The organism is Streptomyces sp. NPDC048255 (genome assembly GCF_040652415.1).
Lineage (GTDB): Bacteria > Actinomycetota > Actinomycetes > Streptomycetales > Streptomycetaceae > Streptomyces.
This window is the reverse complement of record NZ_JBEZMA010000016.1, coordinates 14,154-31,265: the sequence shown is the minus strand read 5'-3', so window position 1 is coordinate 31,265 and position 17,112 is coordinate 14,154. Positions and strand designations below refer to the sequence as shown.

The window sequence follows — 17,112 nt, the reverse complement described above, 5'->3', positions numbered from 1 at the left end:
ATACCCCCTGCCTGTGGACAAATCCCCGCACCGAATCCGGCGGACGGGCACTGTTGCGGGAGAAGGAGAAAGAAGGCGGACGGGAAGCGGCACAGGAATCGGGGGGACGGCGATGTATCCGAAGGTGAAGCCTGCTCTGGCACGGGCCTGGCGGGACCGGGAGACGGTGCAGTTCGGGGTGACTCCCGCCCACGCGGTGGTGCTCGGCCCGGTGGACACGGCGACGGGGTCGTTCATCGACCGGATCGACGGGACGCGGGGGATGGAGCTGCTGAGGGCCGAGGCCTCGGCAATGGGGCTGCCGGAGGGTCAGGCCGACGCGCTGGTCCGGCGGCTGGCCGGGGCCGGTCTGATCGACGACGCCACCGCGGGCGGGCCCCGGGCCCAGGCCGTGCGCGGACGGCCGGAGACCCTGGAGCGGCTCGGTCCCGATCTGGGCTCCCTCTCCCTGGTGAACCGGGAGCCCGGCGGGGACTTGCGGGGCATCGCCGCGCGCCGGGCGATACGGGTCCAGGTGCGCGGGAGCGGCCGCGTCGGCGCCCTGGTCGCCGCGGTCCTGGCGGGAGCGGGCGTGGGCAGGGTCGAGGTGCTGGACGGGGGACGGGTGGAGGCGGCTGACGTGGCGCCGGGCGGGCTGGGGCCGGGGAGCGTGGGCCGGCTGCGGGCCGAGGCCGCGGGCAGGCTGGTGCGCGAGTCGGCCCCGGGGCGTGCGCCGCGGGCCGGGGATGGCGAGGGCCCGGAGCCCGGGCTGGCCCTGGTCGTGGTCGCGCCCCGGGACGGGTTGCAGGCCTGGGCCCCGGATCCGGACACCGCGGCCGACTGGGTCGCCACCGGCACCCCGCACCTGTACGCGGGGGTGCTGGAGGGCACGGGGCTGGTGGGGCCCCTGGTGCTGCCGGGCACCACGGCCTGCGCGGGCTGTATGGAGCGGGACCGGGTGGAGCGGGACCCGGCCTGGCCCAGGATGCTGGTGCAGTGGAGGTCGGCCCACCGCCGCCGCGCGGCGGGCGCCTGCGACCTCGGGCTGTCCACGGCGGTGGCGGGGCTGGCCGCCGCCCACGCGCTGTCCTTCCTCGACGGGGAGCTGCCCGCCTCCACCGCGTCCCGCTGGGAAGCCGCCCTTCCGGGCCTGCACTGGGAGCACCGCGCCGTGGCCGCGCACCCCGGCTGCCCCTGCGGCGCAGCCGTACCTCAGGTGCCGGAAGCGGCGGGACGAGGATCGGGCTCGGGGCGGGAGGGAGGGCCATGACAGGATGCCTCTGTCCGAGGGGCCACCCCAACCGCCGCTTGCGGCGCGCTGTCTGGGAAACGGAGGGGCGTATGTCTGATCTTCCCCGGAAGGCGGTCACGCGTACCGTCAAGCTCGCGGCGCTGCCGCTCGGCATAGCGGGCCGGGCCACGTGGGGACTCGGCAAGCGGATCGGCGGCAAGTCCGCGGAGATCGTGGCGCGCGAGCTCCAGCAGCGCACGGCCGATCAGCTCTTCCGCACGCTGGGCGAGTTGAAGGGCGGGGCCATGAAGTTCGGGCAGGCCCTGTCGGTCTTCGAGTCGGCCCTGCCCGAGGAACTGGCCGGGCCCTACCGGGCGGCACTGACCAAGCTTCAGGAGGCGGCCCCGCCGCTGCCCGCGGCGACGGTGCACAAGGTGCTGGCGGAGCGGCTGGGCGAGGACTGGCGGGACCTGTTCGAGGAGTTCGAGGACAAGCCGGCCGCGGCGGCCTCGATCGGGCAGGTGCACCGGGCGGTGTGGCACGACGGCCGCGAGGTCGCGGTCAAGGTCCAGTACCCCGGGGCCGGTGAGGCGCTGCTGTCGGACCTCAAGCAGTTGAGCAGGTTCGCGGGGCTGCTGGGGCCGCTGATGCCCGGCATGGAGATCAAGCCGGTGATCACGGAGCTGCGCGAGCGGGTCACGGAGGAGCTCGACTACGAGCTGGAGGCCGAGGCCCAGCGGTCGCACGCGGACGCCTTCGAGGGCGACGCGGACGTGGTCGTCCCGGATGTCGTGCACCAGGGGGACCAGGTGCTGGTGACCGAGTGGCTGGAGGGGACTCCGCTGTCGCAGGTGATAGCCGACGGCACCCAGGAGGAGCGCGACCGCGCCGGACAGCTGCTGGCCCGGTTCCTCTTCTCCGGTCCTGCGCGCACCGGACTGCTGCACGCGGACCCGCACCCGGGCAACTTCCGCCTGGTCTGCGGGGCGGACGGCAGGACGCGGCTGGGCGTGCTGGACTTCGGCACGGTCGACCGGCTGCCCGGTGGCTGGCCCAAGCCCATCGGCAGGTCCCTGCGGATGACGCTGGACGGTGACGCCGAGGGGGTCTACGGGCACCTGTGCGCCGAGGGCTTCGTGAAGAAGTCCATCGAACTCGACCCCGACGCGGTACTGGACTACCTGAAGCCGATCATCGAGCCCGCCGAGGCCGAGGAGTTCACCTTCACCCGGCCGTGGCTGCGCGGCCAGGCGGCGCGGATCGCCGATCCCCGCTCCCCCGCACACCAGTTGGGCCGGCAGATCAACCTGCCGCCTTCGTACGTGCTGATCCACCGGGTGACGCTGAGCACCATCGGAGTCCTGTGCCAGCTGGGCTCGACGGTGCGGCTGCGGGACGAACTCGAGGCCTGGCTGCCGGGGTTCCTGCCCGCGGAGTGACCGCCCGCGGGACGGCGGCCTGGACGGGGCTCCGGGGTTCGGGCGCAGCGTTCAGGCGCAGGGCTCAGGCTTCAGGGGTCAGGACTTCGGGTGGCAGGGCTTCGGGTGGCAGGGCTTCAGGGGGCAGGGCTTCAGGGCTCACCACCAGGACGAGTCGAGGCGACTCTCGATCGCTCTGAGGTTGGCTCGCGCGCAGACGACGCAGAAGTACTCTCGGGTCCCGTTCTCCACCGAACAGGTCCAGGTGGGCGGGGCGCCGTCGGGGGCCTGGGTGCCGCAGCGCGCGCAGACGACGGGCTGGGCCTCGGGTCCCGGCTGGGCGGGGTGGGGGGTCGGCTGGTCCACCTCCAGACGATATCCCCGCAGGGGGTGGCGGCGGTCCGCAACGCACCGGGGGGACCGGTCCGTTCGGACCGGTCCCCCCGGGTGGCTGTTCTCAGCTCTTAGTGCATGACGGCCATGGCCAGCGCGCGCCGGGCGCGCAGCGAGACGCGCTCGGCACGCCGCTGCATGCGGCGCGCGGCGACCAGGCGCGTGGCGTGACGCTCGGCGTCCGCCTCGCGCATGCGGTCGTCCATATGGGCACGAGCCAGGGCTTCTGGGATGAGTTGCATTTCGCGGGTCCTGTTCTGACGCGAGGTGATCGCGCCGGCGGTGATGAAGTCTGCGTGGGCGGCGCCGTGCGGCTGCGCGCTCGTGGTGGTGTCGGAGGTCATGAGGGCCTGCTTCAGGGGGTCGCGCGTCAGGGGGCGGTCGATGGTTCCCGCGGCGTTCATGCCGCGACCGGGTTCTTGCGCGGACGGCCACGCGGACGCTTGCGGGCTACGACGACACCCTGGACGAAGAGCTCGCCACCCCAGACGCCCCAGGGCTCGCGGCGCTCGGTCGCCCCGGCGAGGCAGGCCTCGACCAGCGGGCAGGTGCGGCAGAGCGACTTGGCGTACTCGACGTCGGCCGGGGACTCGGCGAAGAAGACCTCGGGGTCGAAGGTGCGGCAGGGGACGGGTACGCCGAGGTTCTCGATGGCGTCGTCGAGCGCGGTCAGCGCGGTGAGCGGGGTCAAGGTGTGGTCCTCCGGGACTGCGGGCGGGGAGATCGTTTGGGTCTGCGGTACGGACGGGGCGTGCGCTTCGAGTTGCACGGTGGTTTCTTCCTCGTCTTGTTCGGCTAGTCGTTCCGGCCGGTCGGCCGGGTTCGGCTGGGCTGCCTTCACACCGACTGGTTCTGCCAGTCCCGAGGCCCCTTCGCTCCGTCGTCCCCGTTCGGGGACAAACAGAAGGGCCGCGGATCCCGGGTGGGGTTCCGCGGCCCTGAAGGCGCCGGCCTGATCATGCGATCAGGCTGGATCACTCCAGGGTTCGAGCCCGCGGAAGGCCCACATCAGGTGGTGCTGCTGCTTCTTCGTCTGCTTCGTCTTGGATCCGGCACCGGCTGCGGCGGCGGGGACATAGGCGCCATGCGCCTTTGCTTCCGCTGCCAGTACTGCCACCGGTGCCTGGGTCGGTCGCTCATTGCGCTCGCTGACCGGAAGGGTCGCCAGCAGGGCGGGGCGGTCAGCGGAAATCGCGGACACACCGGTACCCAGGAGGGAGACGGAACCGAGCAGGCAGGAAGCGTCGACCGAGCGATCGGTCATCTTGGTGAAGGTCATGAAGCTGGTCACTGGTCTCGCCTCCTCTCGGCGTCTCGGGGACCTGGCCCTGAGGCCTGTCCCATACGTATTCGGATAAGTACAGCACGGATCAGGGGCTTCGGAGAAGCCACCGTTTCCGTTGCTAAGAACCTATGGGGATTCGCTGGGCATGTGCAAACTATTTTTCCGACGAGTTTCTACGCGTCGTCAGCTTCCTCGCCGCCAGGCTCTTGACCTGCACATATGGCCAGCACCTCGGCCCCGTACCGCTCAAGCTTACGGCCGCCGACTCCGGAGATCATCGAGAGCTCCCCTTCCTCGGTGGGCGCGGCCTCCGCGATCGCCATCAGCGTCTTGTCCGTGAAGACGCAGTAGGCGGGCAGTCCCTGCTCCTTCGACTGGACCGCGCGCCAGTCCCGCAGCCGCTCGTAGAGGCCTTCGTCCATGTCGGACGGGCAGTCTTCGCAGCGCATCAGCTTCAGCTCGCCGGCCTCGGTCAGGGTCTTGCCGCAGACCCGGCACAGCGACGGGCCGCGGCGCCCGCGCTTGCGGGTGCCCCGCTCGGCCGCCGGGCCGCCGACCGGGGCCACGGAGCCCGGACGCAGGCCGTTCAGGAAGCGGCTGGGCCGTCGGGAGGCCCGGCCCCCCGGAGCCCGGGAGAGGGCCCAGGAGAGGGTCAGGTGCAGCCTTGCCCGGGTGACGCCGACGTAGAGCAGCCGGCGCTCCTCCTCGACCTGTTCGTCGGTCTTGGCGTAGGTGATGGGCATCATGCCGTCGGTGAGGCCGGCGAGGAAGACCGCGTCCCACTCCAGGCCCTTCGCCGCGTGCAGCGAGGCGAGGGTGACGCCCTGGACGGTCGGGGCGTGCTGGGCGGCCTTGCGCTCCTCCAGCTCGATCGTCAGGTCCGCCAGCGTGGCGCCGGGCCGGGTTCGGGCGAAGTCCTCGGCGAGCCGGACCAGCGCGGCCACCGATTCCCACTGGTCGCGCACCGCCCCGGAGCCGGCGGGCGGTTCGGCCGTCCAGCCGGTGGAGCTGAGCACGGCCCGGACCTGGGAGCCGAGTTCGAGGACGTCCTCCAGCAGCGGGTCGTTGCCCCCGGAGCGGGCGGCTCCGCGCAGCGCGAGGATCGCCTTCTGGACCTCCTGGCGCTCGAAGAAGCGCTCGGCTCCGCGCAGCTGGTACGGGACTCCGGCGTCGGCGAGGGCCTGCTCGTAGACCTCGGACTGGGCGTTGATGCGGTAGAGCACGGCGATCTCGCCCGCCGGGACCCCGGCCGCGATGAGGTCGCGGATCCGGCCGGCGACCCCCTCGGCCTCGGCGGGCTCGTCGGGGTACTCGGCGTAGACCGGGTCGGGGCCGGTCTCGCGCTGGGAGATCAGCTCCAGCCGGTGCTCGGCGGCCCGGCCCTTGGCTTGATTCAGCAGCCCGTTGGCGAGGTGGACCACCTGGGGGGTGGAGCGGTAGTCGCGGACCAGCTTGACCACGGTGGCCTGCGGGTAGCGGGTGCGGAAGTTCAGCAGGTGGTCGGGGGTGGCCCCGGTGAAGGAGTAGATGGTCTGGCTGGCGTCGCCCACGACGCAGAGGCTGTCGCGCTCGCCGAGCCACAGGTCCAGCAGCCGCTGCTGGAGGGGGCTGACGTCCTGGTACTCGTCGACCACGAAGTGCTGGTACTGGGCGCGGATCTGCTCGGCGATGTCGTGGCGGTCCTGGAGGATGCCGACCGTGAGGAGCAGCACGTCCTCGAAGTCGATCATGCCGCGGTCGCGCTTGAGCTGTTCGTACGTCCCGTAGATCTGGGCGATCTCGGCCATGTCCCGGGGGGCCTCGCGGCCCGTCTTCAGGGCCGCGGCCGGGTAGTCGGCGGGCACGGTCTGGGTGACCTTGGCCCACTCGATCTCGCCGGTGACGTCGCGCAGCTCGCCCCGGTCGAGGCGGATGCGGCAGCGCGCGCCGGCCTCGGCGACGAACTGGATCTTGCGCTCCAGCAGCCGGGGCACGTCCCCGCCGACCGCCTTGGGCCAGAAGTACTGGAGCTGGCGCAGGGCGGCGGAGTGGAAGGTCCGGGCCTGGACGCCGCCCGCTCCGAGGCTGCGCAGCCGGCCGCGCATCTCTCCGGCGGCGCGGTTGGTGAAGGTGACGGCGAGCACACTGGCCGGCATCAGCTGGCCGGACCGGACTCCGTAGGCGATGCGGTGGGTGATGGCGCGGGTCTTGCCCGTGCCCGCGCCGGCCAGCACGCACACCGGGCCGCGCAGGGTCGTCGCGACCTCACGCTGCTCCGGGTCCAGGCCCAGGAGCACCGCGTCGGCCGAGTCGGCGTGGTCGGGGCCGGCCGGGAAGGATGAGGAGTGCGTTGCTGCTGTCACCCCGCCATGCTGCCAGGTCTCGAGTGCCGGGCGGGAAACTCGTCCACAGGCCGCACCTGTCCGTCGTACTTGGCAGACACTGCCCGATGGACGAGCCGTCGCCCCGCCCCGGGGGAATGGTGGAGCGGCCCCGTACGTTCGAGTACTCGGACCACCGAGACCCCACAGAGGAGAGCGCAGCATGCAGGACACGGGTTCCGTGACGATGTACAGCACGACCTGGTGCGGCTACTGCCGTCGGCTGAAGTCCCAGCTGGACCGGGAAGGCATCGCGTACAACGAGATCAACATCGAGCTGGACCCCGAGTCCGCCGCGTTCGTCGAGAAGGCCAACGGCGGCAACCAGACGGTTCCCACCGTCCTCGTGGTGTCCCCCACGGGCGGCGAGTCGGTCATGACGAACCCGAGCCTGGCCCAGGTCAAGCAGGCCCTCGCGGTCTGAGTGCGCCCCCGCGCGGCCCGTCCGCGCACAGAAAGGCCCCCGCCTCGGCGGGGGCCTTCTGCTGTGCCGGGCCGGCACTACGGCGCTACCGCCGCGCGCCGACAGGACGGCGTGCCGGTGTGCCGGTGTGCCGGTGTGCCGGTGTGCCGGTGTGCCGGTGTGCCGGTGTGCCGGTGTGCCGGTGTGACCAGGATTACAGCACCGGCCTCGGCAGGGGCTTGCCGTACCAGAGCTCGACCAGCCGGGCCGCGATGGAGATGCCCGAGGGCGGCAGCACCTCGCCCGTCTCGATCGCCGTGCGCAGGTCGTCGCGGGAGAACCAGCGGGCCTCCTGGATCTCCTCGCCGTCCACCGTGATCTCGGAGGAGGTGGCGCGGGCGGTGAAGCCCAGCATCAGGCTGTACGGGAACGGCCACGGCTGGCTGGCCACGTACTCGACCTCGCCGACCTTGACGCCCGCCTCCTCCCACACCTCGCGGATGACGGACTGCTCGATCGACTCGCCGGGCTCCACGAATCCGGCCAGCGTCGAGAAGCGGCCCTCCGGCCAGTGCACCTGGCGGCCCAGCAGCGCGCGGTCGTGCTCGTCCGTGACCAGCATGATCACGGCCGGGTCGGTGCGCGGGTAGTGCTCGGCGCCGCAGCCCGGGCAGCGGCGGATGTGCCCGGCTGCGGCGACCACCGTGCGCTCGCCGCAGCGGGAGCAGAAGCGGTGCATCCGCTGCCAGTTCTCCAGGGCCACGGCGTGCACCATCAGCCCGGCGTCGCGCGGGCCCAGCAGCAGCCCGGCCTCGCGCAGGCCGGCCGGGCGGGCCGACTGGTCCATCCGGCCCGGCAGCGAGTCCTTCTGGAGCGCGAAGTACCGTACGCCGTCCTCGTCGCTGCCCAGGAAGTAGCGGTGCGTCTCGGTGACCGGGGCCTCGAAGGCCGGGGTCATCACGATGGCGGTGCCGCCGTCGGGGGTGTCGTCGATCAGGACCTGGCCGCCGGAGACGACGAAGACACGGGTCGTCGGGTGGCTCCAGGCGGCGGCGAGCCACGCCTCGTCGAGGCGGTGGTGCGCGGCGCGGTCGATTCCGCTGGGCGCGGCGAGCGAGAGAGGGCGCTCGGTTTCGGTGCTCACAGGTACTTCCAACTCCCCCGGTGGTGGGACAGGCAGGCTGGGCAGGGCGGGTGCGTCAGGCGCGGCGGATCAGCGGTGGGCGGCCAGGTCTCCCCAGAGGTAGGCGGTGGTCTCGACGCCCTTGAGGAGGAGGTCCAGCTCGACCTTCTCGTTCGGCGAGTGCCAGCCGTCGGAGGGGACGGAGATGCCGAGGAACAGGACGGGGGCGTCGAGGACGTCCTGGAGGTCGGCCGCGGGTCCCGAGCCGCCCTCGCGGGTGAAGCGGACCTTCTCGCCGAAGGCACGGCCCATGGCCCGTACGACGGACTGCAGGGCCGGGTGGTCGAGCGGGGTCAGGCAGGGGCGGGTGGGCGCGCCGAAGGTGATGCTGTGCCGGATTCCGGCCGGGACCCGGGCCGCGACCCAGTCCTTGACGACGGCCTCGACCTCGTACGGGTCCTGCCCGGACACCAGGCGGAACGACAGCTTCAGGTGGGCGGAGGCGGGCACGATGGTCTTGCCGCCGGGCCCCTGGTAGCCGCCGCCGATGCCGTTGACCTCGGCGGTCGGGCGGGCCCAGACGCGCTCCAGGGTGGAGTAGCCGGCCTCGCCGGAGGCCGCGTGGGACTTGGCCGTACGGAGCCACTCGGACTCGTCGAAGGGGAGTTCGGCGATGAGCGCGCGCTCCGCGTCGGTGAGTTCGGCGATGTTGTCGTAGAAGCCGGGGAGGGTGACCCGCCCGTCCTCGTCGTGCAGGGCCGCGACCAGGCGGGCGGCGACGGTGGCCGGATTGGGCACGGCCCCGCCGAACGCGCCGGAGTGGATGTCCTGGTCCGGTCCGTGGAAGTCGATCTCGCAGTCGGCGACCCCGCGCATGCCGGTGCAGACGGTGGGGGTGGTCTCGGACCACATGCCGGTGTCGGAGACGATCACGACGTCGGCGGCGAGCTCGCGGGCGCGGGCCTCGACGAGGTCGCGGAAGTTCGGGGAGCCGGACTCCTCCTCGCCCTCGACGATCAGCTTGAGGTTCACGGCGGGGGCGGCTGCGCCGGTGGCGGCCAGGTGGGCACGGACCCCGAGGGTGTGGAAGAACACCTGGCCCTTGTCGTCGGCGGCGCCGCGCGCGTACATCCGGCCGTCCTTGACGACCGGCTCGAACGGGTCGGTGTGCCAGCCGTCGGCGAGGGCGGCGGGCTGCACGTCGTGGTGCCCGTAGACGAGGACGGTGGGGGCGTCCGGGTCCTCGCTCGGCCAGTGCGCGAAGACGGCGGGCGCGCCGGGGGTCTCCCAGATCTCGGCGACCGGGAAGCCGGTCTCCTTGAGCTTCGCGGCCAGCCATTCGGCGCTGCGGCGTACGTCGCCCGCGTGCTCGGGCTGCGCCGAGACGGAGGGGATGCGGAGCCACTCGGCGAGGTCGTCGAGGAAGGCGGCGCGGTGGGTGTCTATGTACGTACGGACGACGCTGTCCGGCGGGGTGTCGCTCATGCCCACGAGCCTAGCTGTCCACCTGATGGTCACCGTCAGTGTCCGATTTGCCTTGGAGGATCCGCTCAAGGCGGGCGCGGTCGGGGAGGTTGCGGGGGCGGATGACGCGGCCGCTGCGGACGTGCAGGAAGGCGGCGCCGACCTGTTCCAGGGGGGTGCCGGTGGCCTCCGACCAGGCCAGCCGGTAGACGGCGAGCTGGAGGGGGTCGGCCTCGGTGGTACGGCCGGTCTTCCAGTCGACGATCTCGTACGAGCCGTCCTGGTCGCGGTAGACCGCGTCGATCCGGCCGCGGATGACGCGGCCGGCGAGGGTCAGCTGGACCGGGGCCTCCATGCGGTACGGGGTCCGCTCGGCGTACGGGCTGCGCTCGAAGGCGGCCTTGAGGGAGTCCAGGTCGGCCTCGTCGGCGATCTCCTGGTCGGAGCCGGGCAGCTCGGTGGCGGGGTCCAGGACGTCGAGGAGCGGGAGCGGCAGCTCGTCGAAGCGGGACTCCACCCAGGCGTGGAAGCGCGTGCCCTGGCGCGCCGCGGGCTGGGGCGGCCGGGGCATGGGGCGGGCGAGGTCGCGGACGAAGCCCTGCTCGTCGGCGGCGAGCCGAAGCAGCTGGCTGGCGGAGAGGGCCGCGGGCAGTTCGACGTCGCGCACGGCCGCGCGGGCACGGCGGAGCTCGCCTTCGAGGGCTTCGAGGTCCCGGTCCCAGGAGGCGATGGCCCGGGCCTCCTCGGGGGTGAGCCGAGGTCCCTGGCCGGGCGCCGGGGCGGGGTGCCGGGCCCCCGCAGGGGTACGGTCCCCCGCGCCCGCGGGGGTGCGGTCCCCGGGCGCGGGTACGTCGCCCGGCGCCCACAGGTCGTCCTCCGGCCAGAGGTCGTCGGCGCGGGGAGCGGAGGGTGCGGGGCCGGGGCCGGGGTCCGCGTGCTCTTCCGGCCAGGGTTCGTCCTCGTAGGACGGGTCCTCGCAGTCCGGGGGCCAGAGGTAGGACTCGTCCTGCTCCGGGAACTCCAAGGGTTCCGGCGACTCCGGCTGCGGCGGCTCCGGCTGCGCGGTCGCCAGGTAGGACTCCACCAGGGCAGCCGCCGCGCGGCGCAGGGTGAGCGAGCCCGGGTCCAGGGGCAGCGGCCAGGACCGGTCGGCCGTGGCGTCCTCGGACAGGGCCGGGTTCTCCGCGTCCGGCTCGGGCTCCTCGGCCCAGGCCTCGATCTCGCCGTACCCGGCCGCGCAGTGCTCGTACAGGGCGGTCAGGAAGGCGGACGGGCCGCGGCGCCTCTTCTGGGTCGGGCCCCACCAGTGGCCCGAGGCCAGCAGCAGGGAACGCGGCCGGGTGAAGGTCACGTACCCGAGGCGGAGTTCCTCCGTCTCCTTGTGCTCCTTCAGGGCGGCCTTGAAGGACTTCAGGCCGGCCGAGGTCCAGGCCGGGTCCCCCGGGAGGGTGGGCGCGTCGCCGCGCAGCGCGTACGGGAGCACCTTCGCGTACGAGGTCCAGGACTCCGGCGGCTTCTCCTTCGGGAAGGCCCCCGCACACAGGTCGGGCACGACGACCACGTCCCACTCCAGGCCCTTGGACTTGTGGGCCGTCAGGACCTTGACCGTGTTCTCCCCGCCGGGCAGGGCGTGGTCGAGCCCCTTCTCGTACTGGGCGGCCGTGCGCAGGAAGGCCAGGAAGGCCAGGAGCGAGGCCTCGCCGTCCAGCGCCGCGAAACCGGCCGCGACGTCCATGAAGTTCGACAGGGTCTCGCGGCGGCGGGCGGCCAGCGCGTGCGGGGAGGCGGACAGTTCCACTTCCAGGCCGGTGGCGGACAGCACCCGGTGCAGCACGTCCATCAGCGGATCGGCCAGCGAGCGGCGCAGGTCGCGCAGCTCCTGGGCGAGGTGCGCGAAGCGGACCCGGGCCTCCGCGGAGAAGGGCAGGTCGTCCGGGGCCTTCCCGGCGCCGTCGAGGAAGGTCTCCAGGGCGTCGGCCAGGGACACGATCTCCGCCGGGTCCACGCCTTCGACGGCCGCCGCGAGCCGTTCGTCGGAGTCAGCCGCGTCCGCCGGGGAACGGCCGATCAGCAGCCGGGCCCGGCGGCCCAGCAGGGCCAGGTCGCGGGCGCCGATCCGCCAGCGCGGGCCGATGAGCAGACGGACGAGGGAGGCATTGGCCCCGGGGTCCTGGAGGACCTCGCAGACGGCGACGAGGTCCGCGACCTCGGGCAGGTGCAGCAGCCCGGACAGGCCGACGACCTCCACCGGCACGTCCCGGGCCACCAGTACGGCCTGGATCCGCGCGAAGTCCCCGGCGGACCGGCACAGTACGGCGATCTCCCGCGGCTCCGTCCCGGTGCGGACCAGGTGGGCGACCGAGTCGGCGAGCCACTCCAGCTCCTCGGCGTGGGTCGGGAGCAGGGCGCACCGTACGGAGCCGGCGCCTTCCGCGCCGGGCGCCGGGCGCAGTGCCTCCACCCCCTCGTGCATGGCGCGCAGCGGGGCGGCGAGTCCGTTGGCCAGGTCCAGGAGGCGGCCGCCGCTGCGCCGGTTCTCGCTGAGCGAAAGGCGCGTGGCCGGGGTGCCGTCGGCGTACGGGAAGTGCTCGGGGAAGTCGTCGAGGTTGGCGACGGAGGCGCCGCGCCAGCCGTAGATGGCCTGGCAGGGGTCCCCGACGGCGGTCACGGCGTGTCCGCTGCCCGCGCCGAAGAGCCCGGACAGCAGCAGCCGCTGCGCGACGGAGGTGTCCTGGTACTCGTCGAGCAGGACCACCCGGAACTCCTCGCGCAGCAGCGCCCCCACCTCGGGCCGGGTGGTGGCGAGCTGCGCGGAGAGGGCTATCTGGTCGCTGAAGTCGAGGAGGTCGCGGGAGCGTTTGGCTGCGCGGTAGCGGCTGACGAGCTCCAGCAGTTCGAGGCGGCCGCGCACGGCTTCGGGGACCTTGCGCAGGTCCTCGTTGGTGAGCTTGGTGCCGGAGAGGGTGTGCAGCAGCTCGGTGTCGTAGGCGCGCAGCGCGGCCGGTTCGACGAGGTGCTCGGAGAGCTCCGCGTCGAGCGCGAGCAGGTCGCTGACCAGGTCGGGGACGGACTTGGTGAGCGACGGGTAGGGGCCGGGGGCCTCGCGCAGCACCTTCGCGGCGAGCTGGAAGCGGGTGGCGTCGGCGAGGAGCCGGGAGCTGGGCTCCAGCCCGATGCGCATGCCGTGGTCCGTCAGGAGCTGGCCGGCGAAGGCGTGGTACGTGGAGATCCGCGGCTCGCCGCCGGCCGCGTCGGCCTCGGCCGGGGAGGGGTCCGGGTCGGTGATCCCGGCCCGCGCGAGGGCCTTGCGCACCCGCTCGGCGAGCTCCCCGGCGGCCTTGTTGGTGAAGGTCAGGCCGAGGACCTGTTCGGGGGCGACCGCACCGGTGCCCACCAGCCAGACCACCCGGGCGGCCATGACGGTGGTCTTGCCGGATCCGGCGCCGGCGACGACGACCTGCGGGGCGGGCGGGGCCGTGACGCAGGCCATCTGTTCGGGCGTGAAAGGGATGCCGAGGAGCTCCTTGAGCTGCTCGGGGTCGGTGAGGACGGACGGACGCGCGGACACGTCGAAAAGGCTAGCCGTACCCACCGACACTCCCGGCCGGCGTCTCATTCCACGGTCTGGCGGCCCTCCGGGCGGGCGCTGCACGAGCTGCGGAAGGAGCAGTGGTCGCAGTGCCGGCCCGCGGCGGGCGCGAAGCGTTCGTCCAGGACGCGGCCCGCGGCGGTGGCGAGCAGGTCCCCGACCCACTCCCCGTCCAGCGGCTGCTGGGCCTGGATCCTGGGGACCTCCTCGCCGCCCTCCTTCTTGGGCGCGCCCTGCCGGAGCTGGACGAGCTCGGCGCCGCCCGGCGCCGGGCGCACGCCGTCGAAGACCTCGTCGAGGGCGCCTTCGCGCACCGCGAGCTGGTAGACGGCGAGCTGGGGGTGGCGGGCGACCTCGTCCTTCGTGGGCGAGGCCTTGCCGGTCTTGAAGTCGACGACGTACGCGCGCCCCTGCGGGTCCGCCTCGACCCGGTCCATGGAGCCGCGGATGCGGACGGCGACGTCGCCCGCTTCGAGGGTGACGTCGAACTCGTGCTCCGTGGCCACTGCCTCCCGGCCGCCCCTGTCGGTGGTGTGCCAGCGCAGGAAGCGTTCCAGGGCGGCGCGGGCGTTCTCCTTCTCCTGGGCCGATTTCCAGGGCGCGTCGAAGGCGAGGGCGTCCCACACGGAGTCGAGGCGTTCCATGAGGACGGCCAGGTCGGCGGGGGTGCGGCCGGAGGCGACCTCGTCGGCGAGGACGTGGACGACGTTGCCGAAGCCCTGGGCGGCGGTGGAGGGGGCGTCGGCCTTGACCTCGCGGCCCAGGAACCACTGGAGGGAGCAGGTGTTGGCCAGCTGGTCCAGGGCGCTGCCGGACAGGGCCACGGGCCGGTCCCGGTCGCGCAGCGGGACGCTGCTGCGGGTGGGCTCGTACAGGCCCCACCAGCGCTGCGGGTGCGCGGCGGGGACCATCGGGCGGTCCTCGTCGTCGGTGAGCGCGGCGAGGCGGGCCAGGCGGCGGGCGGCGGCGTCGCGCAGTGCGGGCGAGGCGTCCGGGTCGACGGTGGTGGCGCGCAGCTCGGCGACGAGTGCCGGGACGGCGAGGGGGCGGCGGGGGCGGCCGGTGACGTCGCGCGGGGGGACGCCGAGTTCGGTGAGGAAGCGGGAGGGCTGGTCGCCGTCTTCGGCGGGGGCCTTGACGGCGGTGACGACGAGGCGGTCGCGGGCGCGGGTGGCCGCGACGTAGAACAGCCTGCGCTCCTCGGCGAGGAGCGCGCCGGGGGTGAGGGGTTCGGCGAGGCCGTCGCGGCCGATGCGGTCGGCCTCCAGGAGGGAGCCGCGGCGGCGCAGGTCGGGCCAGAGCCCCTCCTGGACCCCGGCGACGACGACGAGGGACCACTCCAGGCCCTTGGAGCGGTGCGCGGTCATCAGCCGGACGGCGTCGGAGCGGGTGGCGCGGGCGGTGAGGGTGTCGGCGGCGATGTCCTCCGCTTCCAGCTGTTCCAGGAAGTTGAGGGCGCCGCGGCCGCCGGTACGGTCCTCCGCGCGGGCGGCGGTGTCGAAGAGGGCGCAGACGGCGTCGAGGTCGCGGTCGGCGTTGCGGCCGGCCGCGCCGCCGCGGCGGGCGCCGCGCTCCAGCCGCTGGGGCCAGGGGGTGCCGTCCCACAGGGTCCACAGGGCCTCTTCGGCGGTGCCGCCGCCCTGCAGGAGCTCGCGGGCCTTGCGAAGGAGCAGGCCGAGGCGCTGCGCGCCGCGGGCGTAGGCGGGGTCGTGGGCGGTGAGCCGCTCCGGCTCGGCGAGGGCGCGGGCGAGCAGCACGTCGGAGGGCGCGGGCACCTTGACGCCTGCGGCGCGCTCCTCGTCGCGCAGGGCCCGGCCGAGGCGGCGCAGATCGGCGGCGTCCATCCCGCCGAGGGGCGAGGCGAGCAGCTCGAGGCACGCGTCGACCCCGATCCAGCCGTCGCCGGCGGGGTCGCCTGCGGGGTCGCCTGCGGCGGGCTCGGCGGGGCCGCCTGCGGCGGGCTCGGCGGGCTCCGCTCCGGCCTGGACGGCGTCGGCCGCGGCTTCGGCGGGGCCGGGGGAGGTTTCCCGCCCGCCCACCCCGGTTCCGCGAGCAAGCTCGCCCACCCCGTCGCCTGCGGCGGCCGGGCCCCCGGCCCCGGCGGAGCCGAGGGCAGCCGGATCCGCGCCTGCGGCGACGGCCAGAACCGCCTCCGGCGCAGCCGGGCCGGCCGAGTCGGTACCCGCGCCTTCCCCCGCAGCGGAGCCCGTCCCGTCGCCTGCGGCAGCCGGGCCCCCGGCCCCGGCGGAGCCGAGGGCAGCCGGATCCGCGCCTGCGGCGACGGCCAGGACCGCCTCCGGCGCAGCCGGGTCAGCACCCGCGGCTGCGGGCTCGGCGGGGTCCGGTCCGGTCTGGCCGGCGGCGGACAGGGCTGTGATGCGGAGGGCCGTCAGGAGGGGGGCGACGGCCGGTTCGTGGCGGAGGGGGGTGTCCGTGCCGTCCGTCTCGGCCGGGACGCCCGCCGCGATGAGGGCGCGGCGCATCGCCGGGAGGGTGCGGCCGCCGGAGCGGACCAGGACGGCCATGTCCTGCCACGGCACGCCGTCCTCCAGGTGCGCCCGCCGCAGTACGTCGGCGATGTTGTCGAGCTCGGCTCCGGCCGTGGGGTAGGTGTACACCTCCACCTGCCCGCCGTCCCGCGCGGCCTTGAGGTCGCGGTGGGCCCGTACCGCGGCGGACGGCAGCCGCGGGACCGGCATGCGGGCCGTGAGCAGGCGGGTGGCGGCCAGCAGGGCGGCGCCCGAGCGGCGGCCCACGGTCAGCGCCTTGACCGCCGCGCCGGGGAAGGAGGTCTCGAAGTCCAGGATGTTGTTGATGTCGGCGCCGCGGAAGGCGTAGATCGACTGGTCCGGGTCGCCGAAGGCGACCAGCGTGCCGCCCGGGCCGGTCAGCGCCCGCAGCAGCCGCAGCTGGGAGGCGTCCGTGTCCTGGTACTCGTCCACGAAGATCGCGTCGTAGGCGGCGGACAGCGCCGGGGTGCGCTCCCCCAGCAGCACCGCGCGGTGGACGAGTTCGGCGTAGTCCAGCGTGCCCTGCATGTCCAGGACGTCGAGGTACTCGGAGAGGAAGGCCGCCGCCGCCCTCCAGTCCGGGCGGCCGATCCGGGTCGCGAAGGAGTCGAGCGCCGCCGGCCCCAGGCCGAGCTCGCGGGCGCGGGCGAGCACCGCCCGGACCTCGTCCGCGAAGCCGCGGGTGGTCAGGGCCGCGCGCAGGTCGTCCGGCCAGCGGATGGAGCGGATCCGGCGCTGGCCCTCCAGCAGGGTGCGGACCATCACGTCCTGCTCGGGGCCGGACAGCAGCCGCAGCGGGTCCGCGAACAGGTCGGTGTCCTGGTGGGCGCGGACCAGGCCGTAGCAGAAGGAGTGGAACGTGGTGGCCTGCGGAGCCCGCGCGCCGCCGAGGCGCAGGGCGGCGCGGTCGCGCAGTTCCACCGCCGCCTTGCGGCTGAAGGTGAGGATGAGGATCCGGGCGGGGTCCGTACCCGCTTCGACCCGGGCGGCGACGGCTTCGACCAGCGTGGTCGTCTTCCCGGTGCCCGGTCCGGCCAGGACCAGCAGAGGTCCGGTGGTGTGATCAACCACCGCGCGCTGCGCTGCGTCCAGCACAGGGGGATCCACCCGTTCCGGCCCGGTGCGTACGAGGCGGTACGCGTCCGGGGTCCGCGTACGCCGCGCGGAGCGGTCGGAGGGAGAGGTGATCACGTGAGCTGCCGGTCCTGGTGGGTCTGCGGGTCGTACGGGGGCTGCGGGCCCTGTGGGTCCTACAGGGTCTACGGGTCCTGCGGGGCTTGCGATGCCTGCGAGTCCTACAGGCCTTACGGGTCTTGCGGGGCTTGCGGGTCCTACGGGTCTTGCGGGTCCTGCGCGG

General features: G+C 74.0%; 12 protein-coding genes. 3 read left to right on the top strand and 9 right to left on the bottom strand.

The window, feature by feature from the left end; all coding sequences use genetic code 11:
• The first annotated feature begins 112 nt into the window (after positions 1–112).
• Positions 113–1,249, top strand: coding sequence for a ThiF family adenylyltransferase (locus AB0D94_RS15575; RefSeq protein ID WP_362051441.1), 1,137 nt, complete (start codon positions 113–115; stop codon positions 1,247–1,249).
• Between the two features lie 71 nt (positions 1,250–1,320).
• Entirely contained in the window at positions 1,321–2,649 is a 1,329-nt protein-coding gene (locus AB0D94_RS15570; protein ID WP_362051439.1) for an AarF/ABC1/UbiB kinase family protein, read from the top strand.
• A 138-nt stretch (positions 2,650–2,787) separates the two neighbouring features.
• Here AB0D94_RS15570 and AB0D94_RS15565 read toward each other — a convergent pair whose 3' ends face one another.
• The 5 genes from AB0D94_RS15565 to AB0D94_RS15545 form a co-directional block, all read right to left on the bottom strand.
• Positions 2,788–2,994, bottom strand: a complete 207-nt coding sequence (locus AB0D94_RS15565) for a hypothetical protein (RefSeq protein WP_078903702.1) — start codon at positions 2,992–2,994, stop codon at positions 2,788–2,790.
• A gap of 98 nt (positions 2,995–3,092) precedes the next feature.
• Positions 3,093–3,425, bottom strand: a complete 333-nt coding sequence (locus AB0D94_RS15560) for a hypothetical protein (RefSeq protein ID WP_362051436.1) — start codon at positions 3,423–3,425, stop codon at positions 3,093–3,095.
• Positions 3,422–3,790: a WhiB family transcriptional regulator gene (locus tag AB0D94_RS15555; protein ID WP_362051434.1), complete on the bottom strand. Its 369-nt coding sequence runs from the start codon at positions 3,788–3,790 to the stop codon at positions 3,422–3,424. Before AB0D94_RS15555 ends, AB0D94_RS15560 begins: the two co-directional genes overlap by 4 nt.
• 195 nt (positions 3,791–3,985) lie before the next feature.
• A complete protein-coding gene (locus tag AB0D94_RS15550; protein ID WP_362051637.1) occupies positions 3,986–4,300 on the bottom strand; it encodes a hypothetical protein in 315 nt (104 codons plus the stop codon).
• 179 nt (positions 4,301–4,479) lie between these two features.
• A complete protein-coding gene (locus AB0D94_RS15545) occupies positions 4,480–6,648 on the bottom strand; it encodes an ATP-dependent DNA helicase UvrD2 (RefSeq protein WP_362051432.1) in 2,169 nt (722 codons plus the stop codon).
• 181 nt (positions 6,649–6,829) lie between these two features.
• On the opposite strand from AB0D94_RS15545, the gene AB0D94_RS15540 reads away from it, so the two are divergent.
• A complete protein-coding gene (locus AB0D94_RS15540) occupies positions 6,830–7,090 on the top strand; it encodes a mycoredoxin (protein WP_031144916.1) in 261 nt (86 codons plus the stop codon).
• A gap of 193 nt (positions 7,091–7,283) precedes the next feature.
• Here the strand turns inward: AB0D94_RS15540 and nudC are convergent, their stop codons facing one another.
• Genes nudC through AB0D94_RS15520 form a run of 4 tightly spaced genes read right to left on the bottom strand, consistent with a single transcriptional unit; the run spans position 7,284 to position 16,862 of the window.
• Positions 7,284–8,225 carry an NAD(+) diphosphatase gene (nudC, locus tag AB0D94_RS15535; RefSeq protein WP_362051429.1) on the bottom strand — a complete coding sequence of 314 codons (942 nt, stop codon included), beginning with the start codon at positions 8,223–8,225 and terminating at the stop codon, positions 7,284–7,286.
• Between the two features lie 57 nt (positions 8,226–8,282).
• Positions 8,283–9,677, bottom strand: coding sequence for a dipeptidase (locus AB0D94_RS15530; protein WP_362051427.1), 1,395 nt, complete (start codon positions 9,675–9,677; stop codon positions 8,283–8,285).
• Positions 9,678–9,687: 10 nt separating this feature from the next.
• Positions 9,688–13,224 carry an ATP-dependent DNA helicase gene (locus AB0D94_RS15525; RefSeq protein ID WP_362051425.1) on the bottom strand — a complete coding sequence of 1,179 codons (3,537 nt, stop codon included), beginning with the start codon at positions 13,222–13,224 and terminating at the stop codon, positions 9,688–9,690.
• Positions 13,225–13,268: 44 nt separating this feature from the next.
• The gene (locus AB0D94_RS15520; protein ID WP_362051635.1) at positions 13,269–16,862 is read right to left on the bottom strand and encodes an ATP-dependent DNA helicase; all 3,594 of its coding nucleotides are present in this window, start codon (positions 16,860–16,862) and stop codon (positions 13,269–13,271) included.
• Between the last annotated feature and the right edge of the window lie 250 nt (positions 16,863–17,112).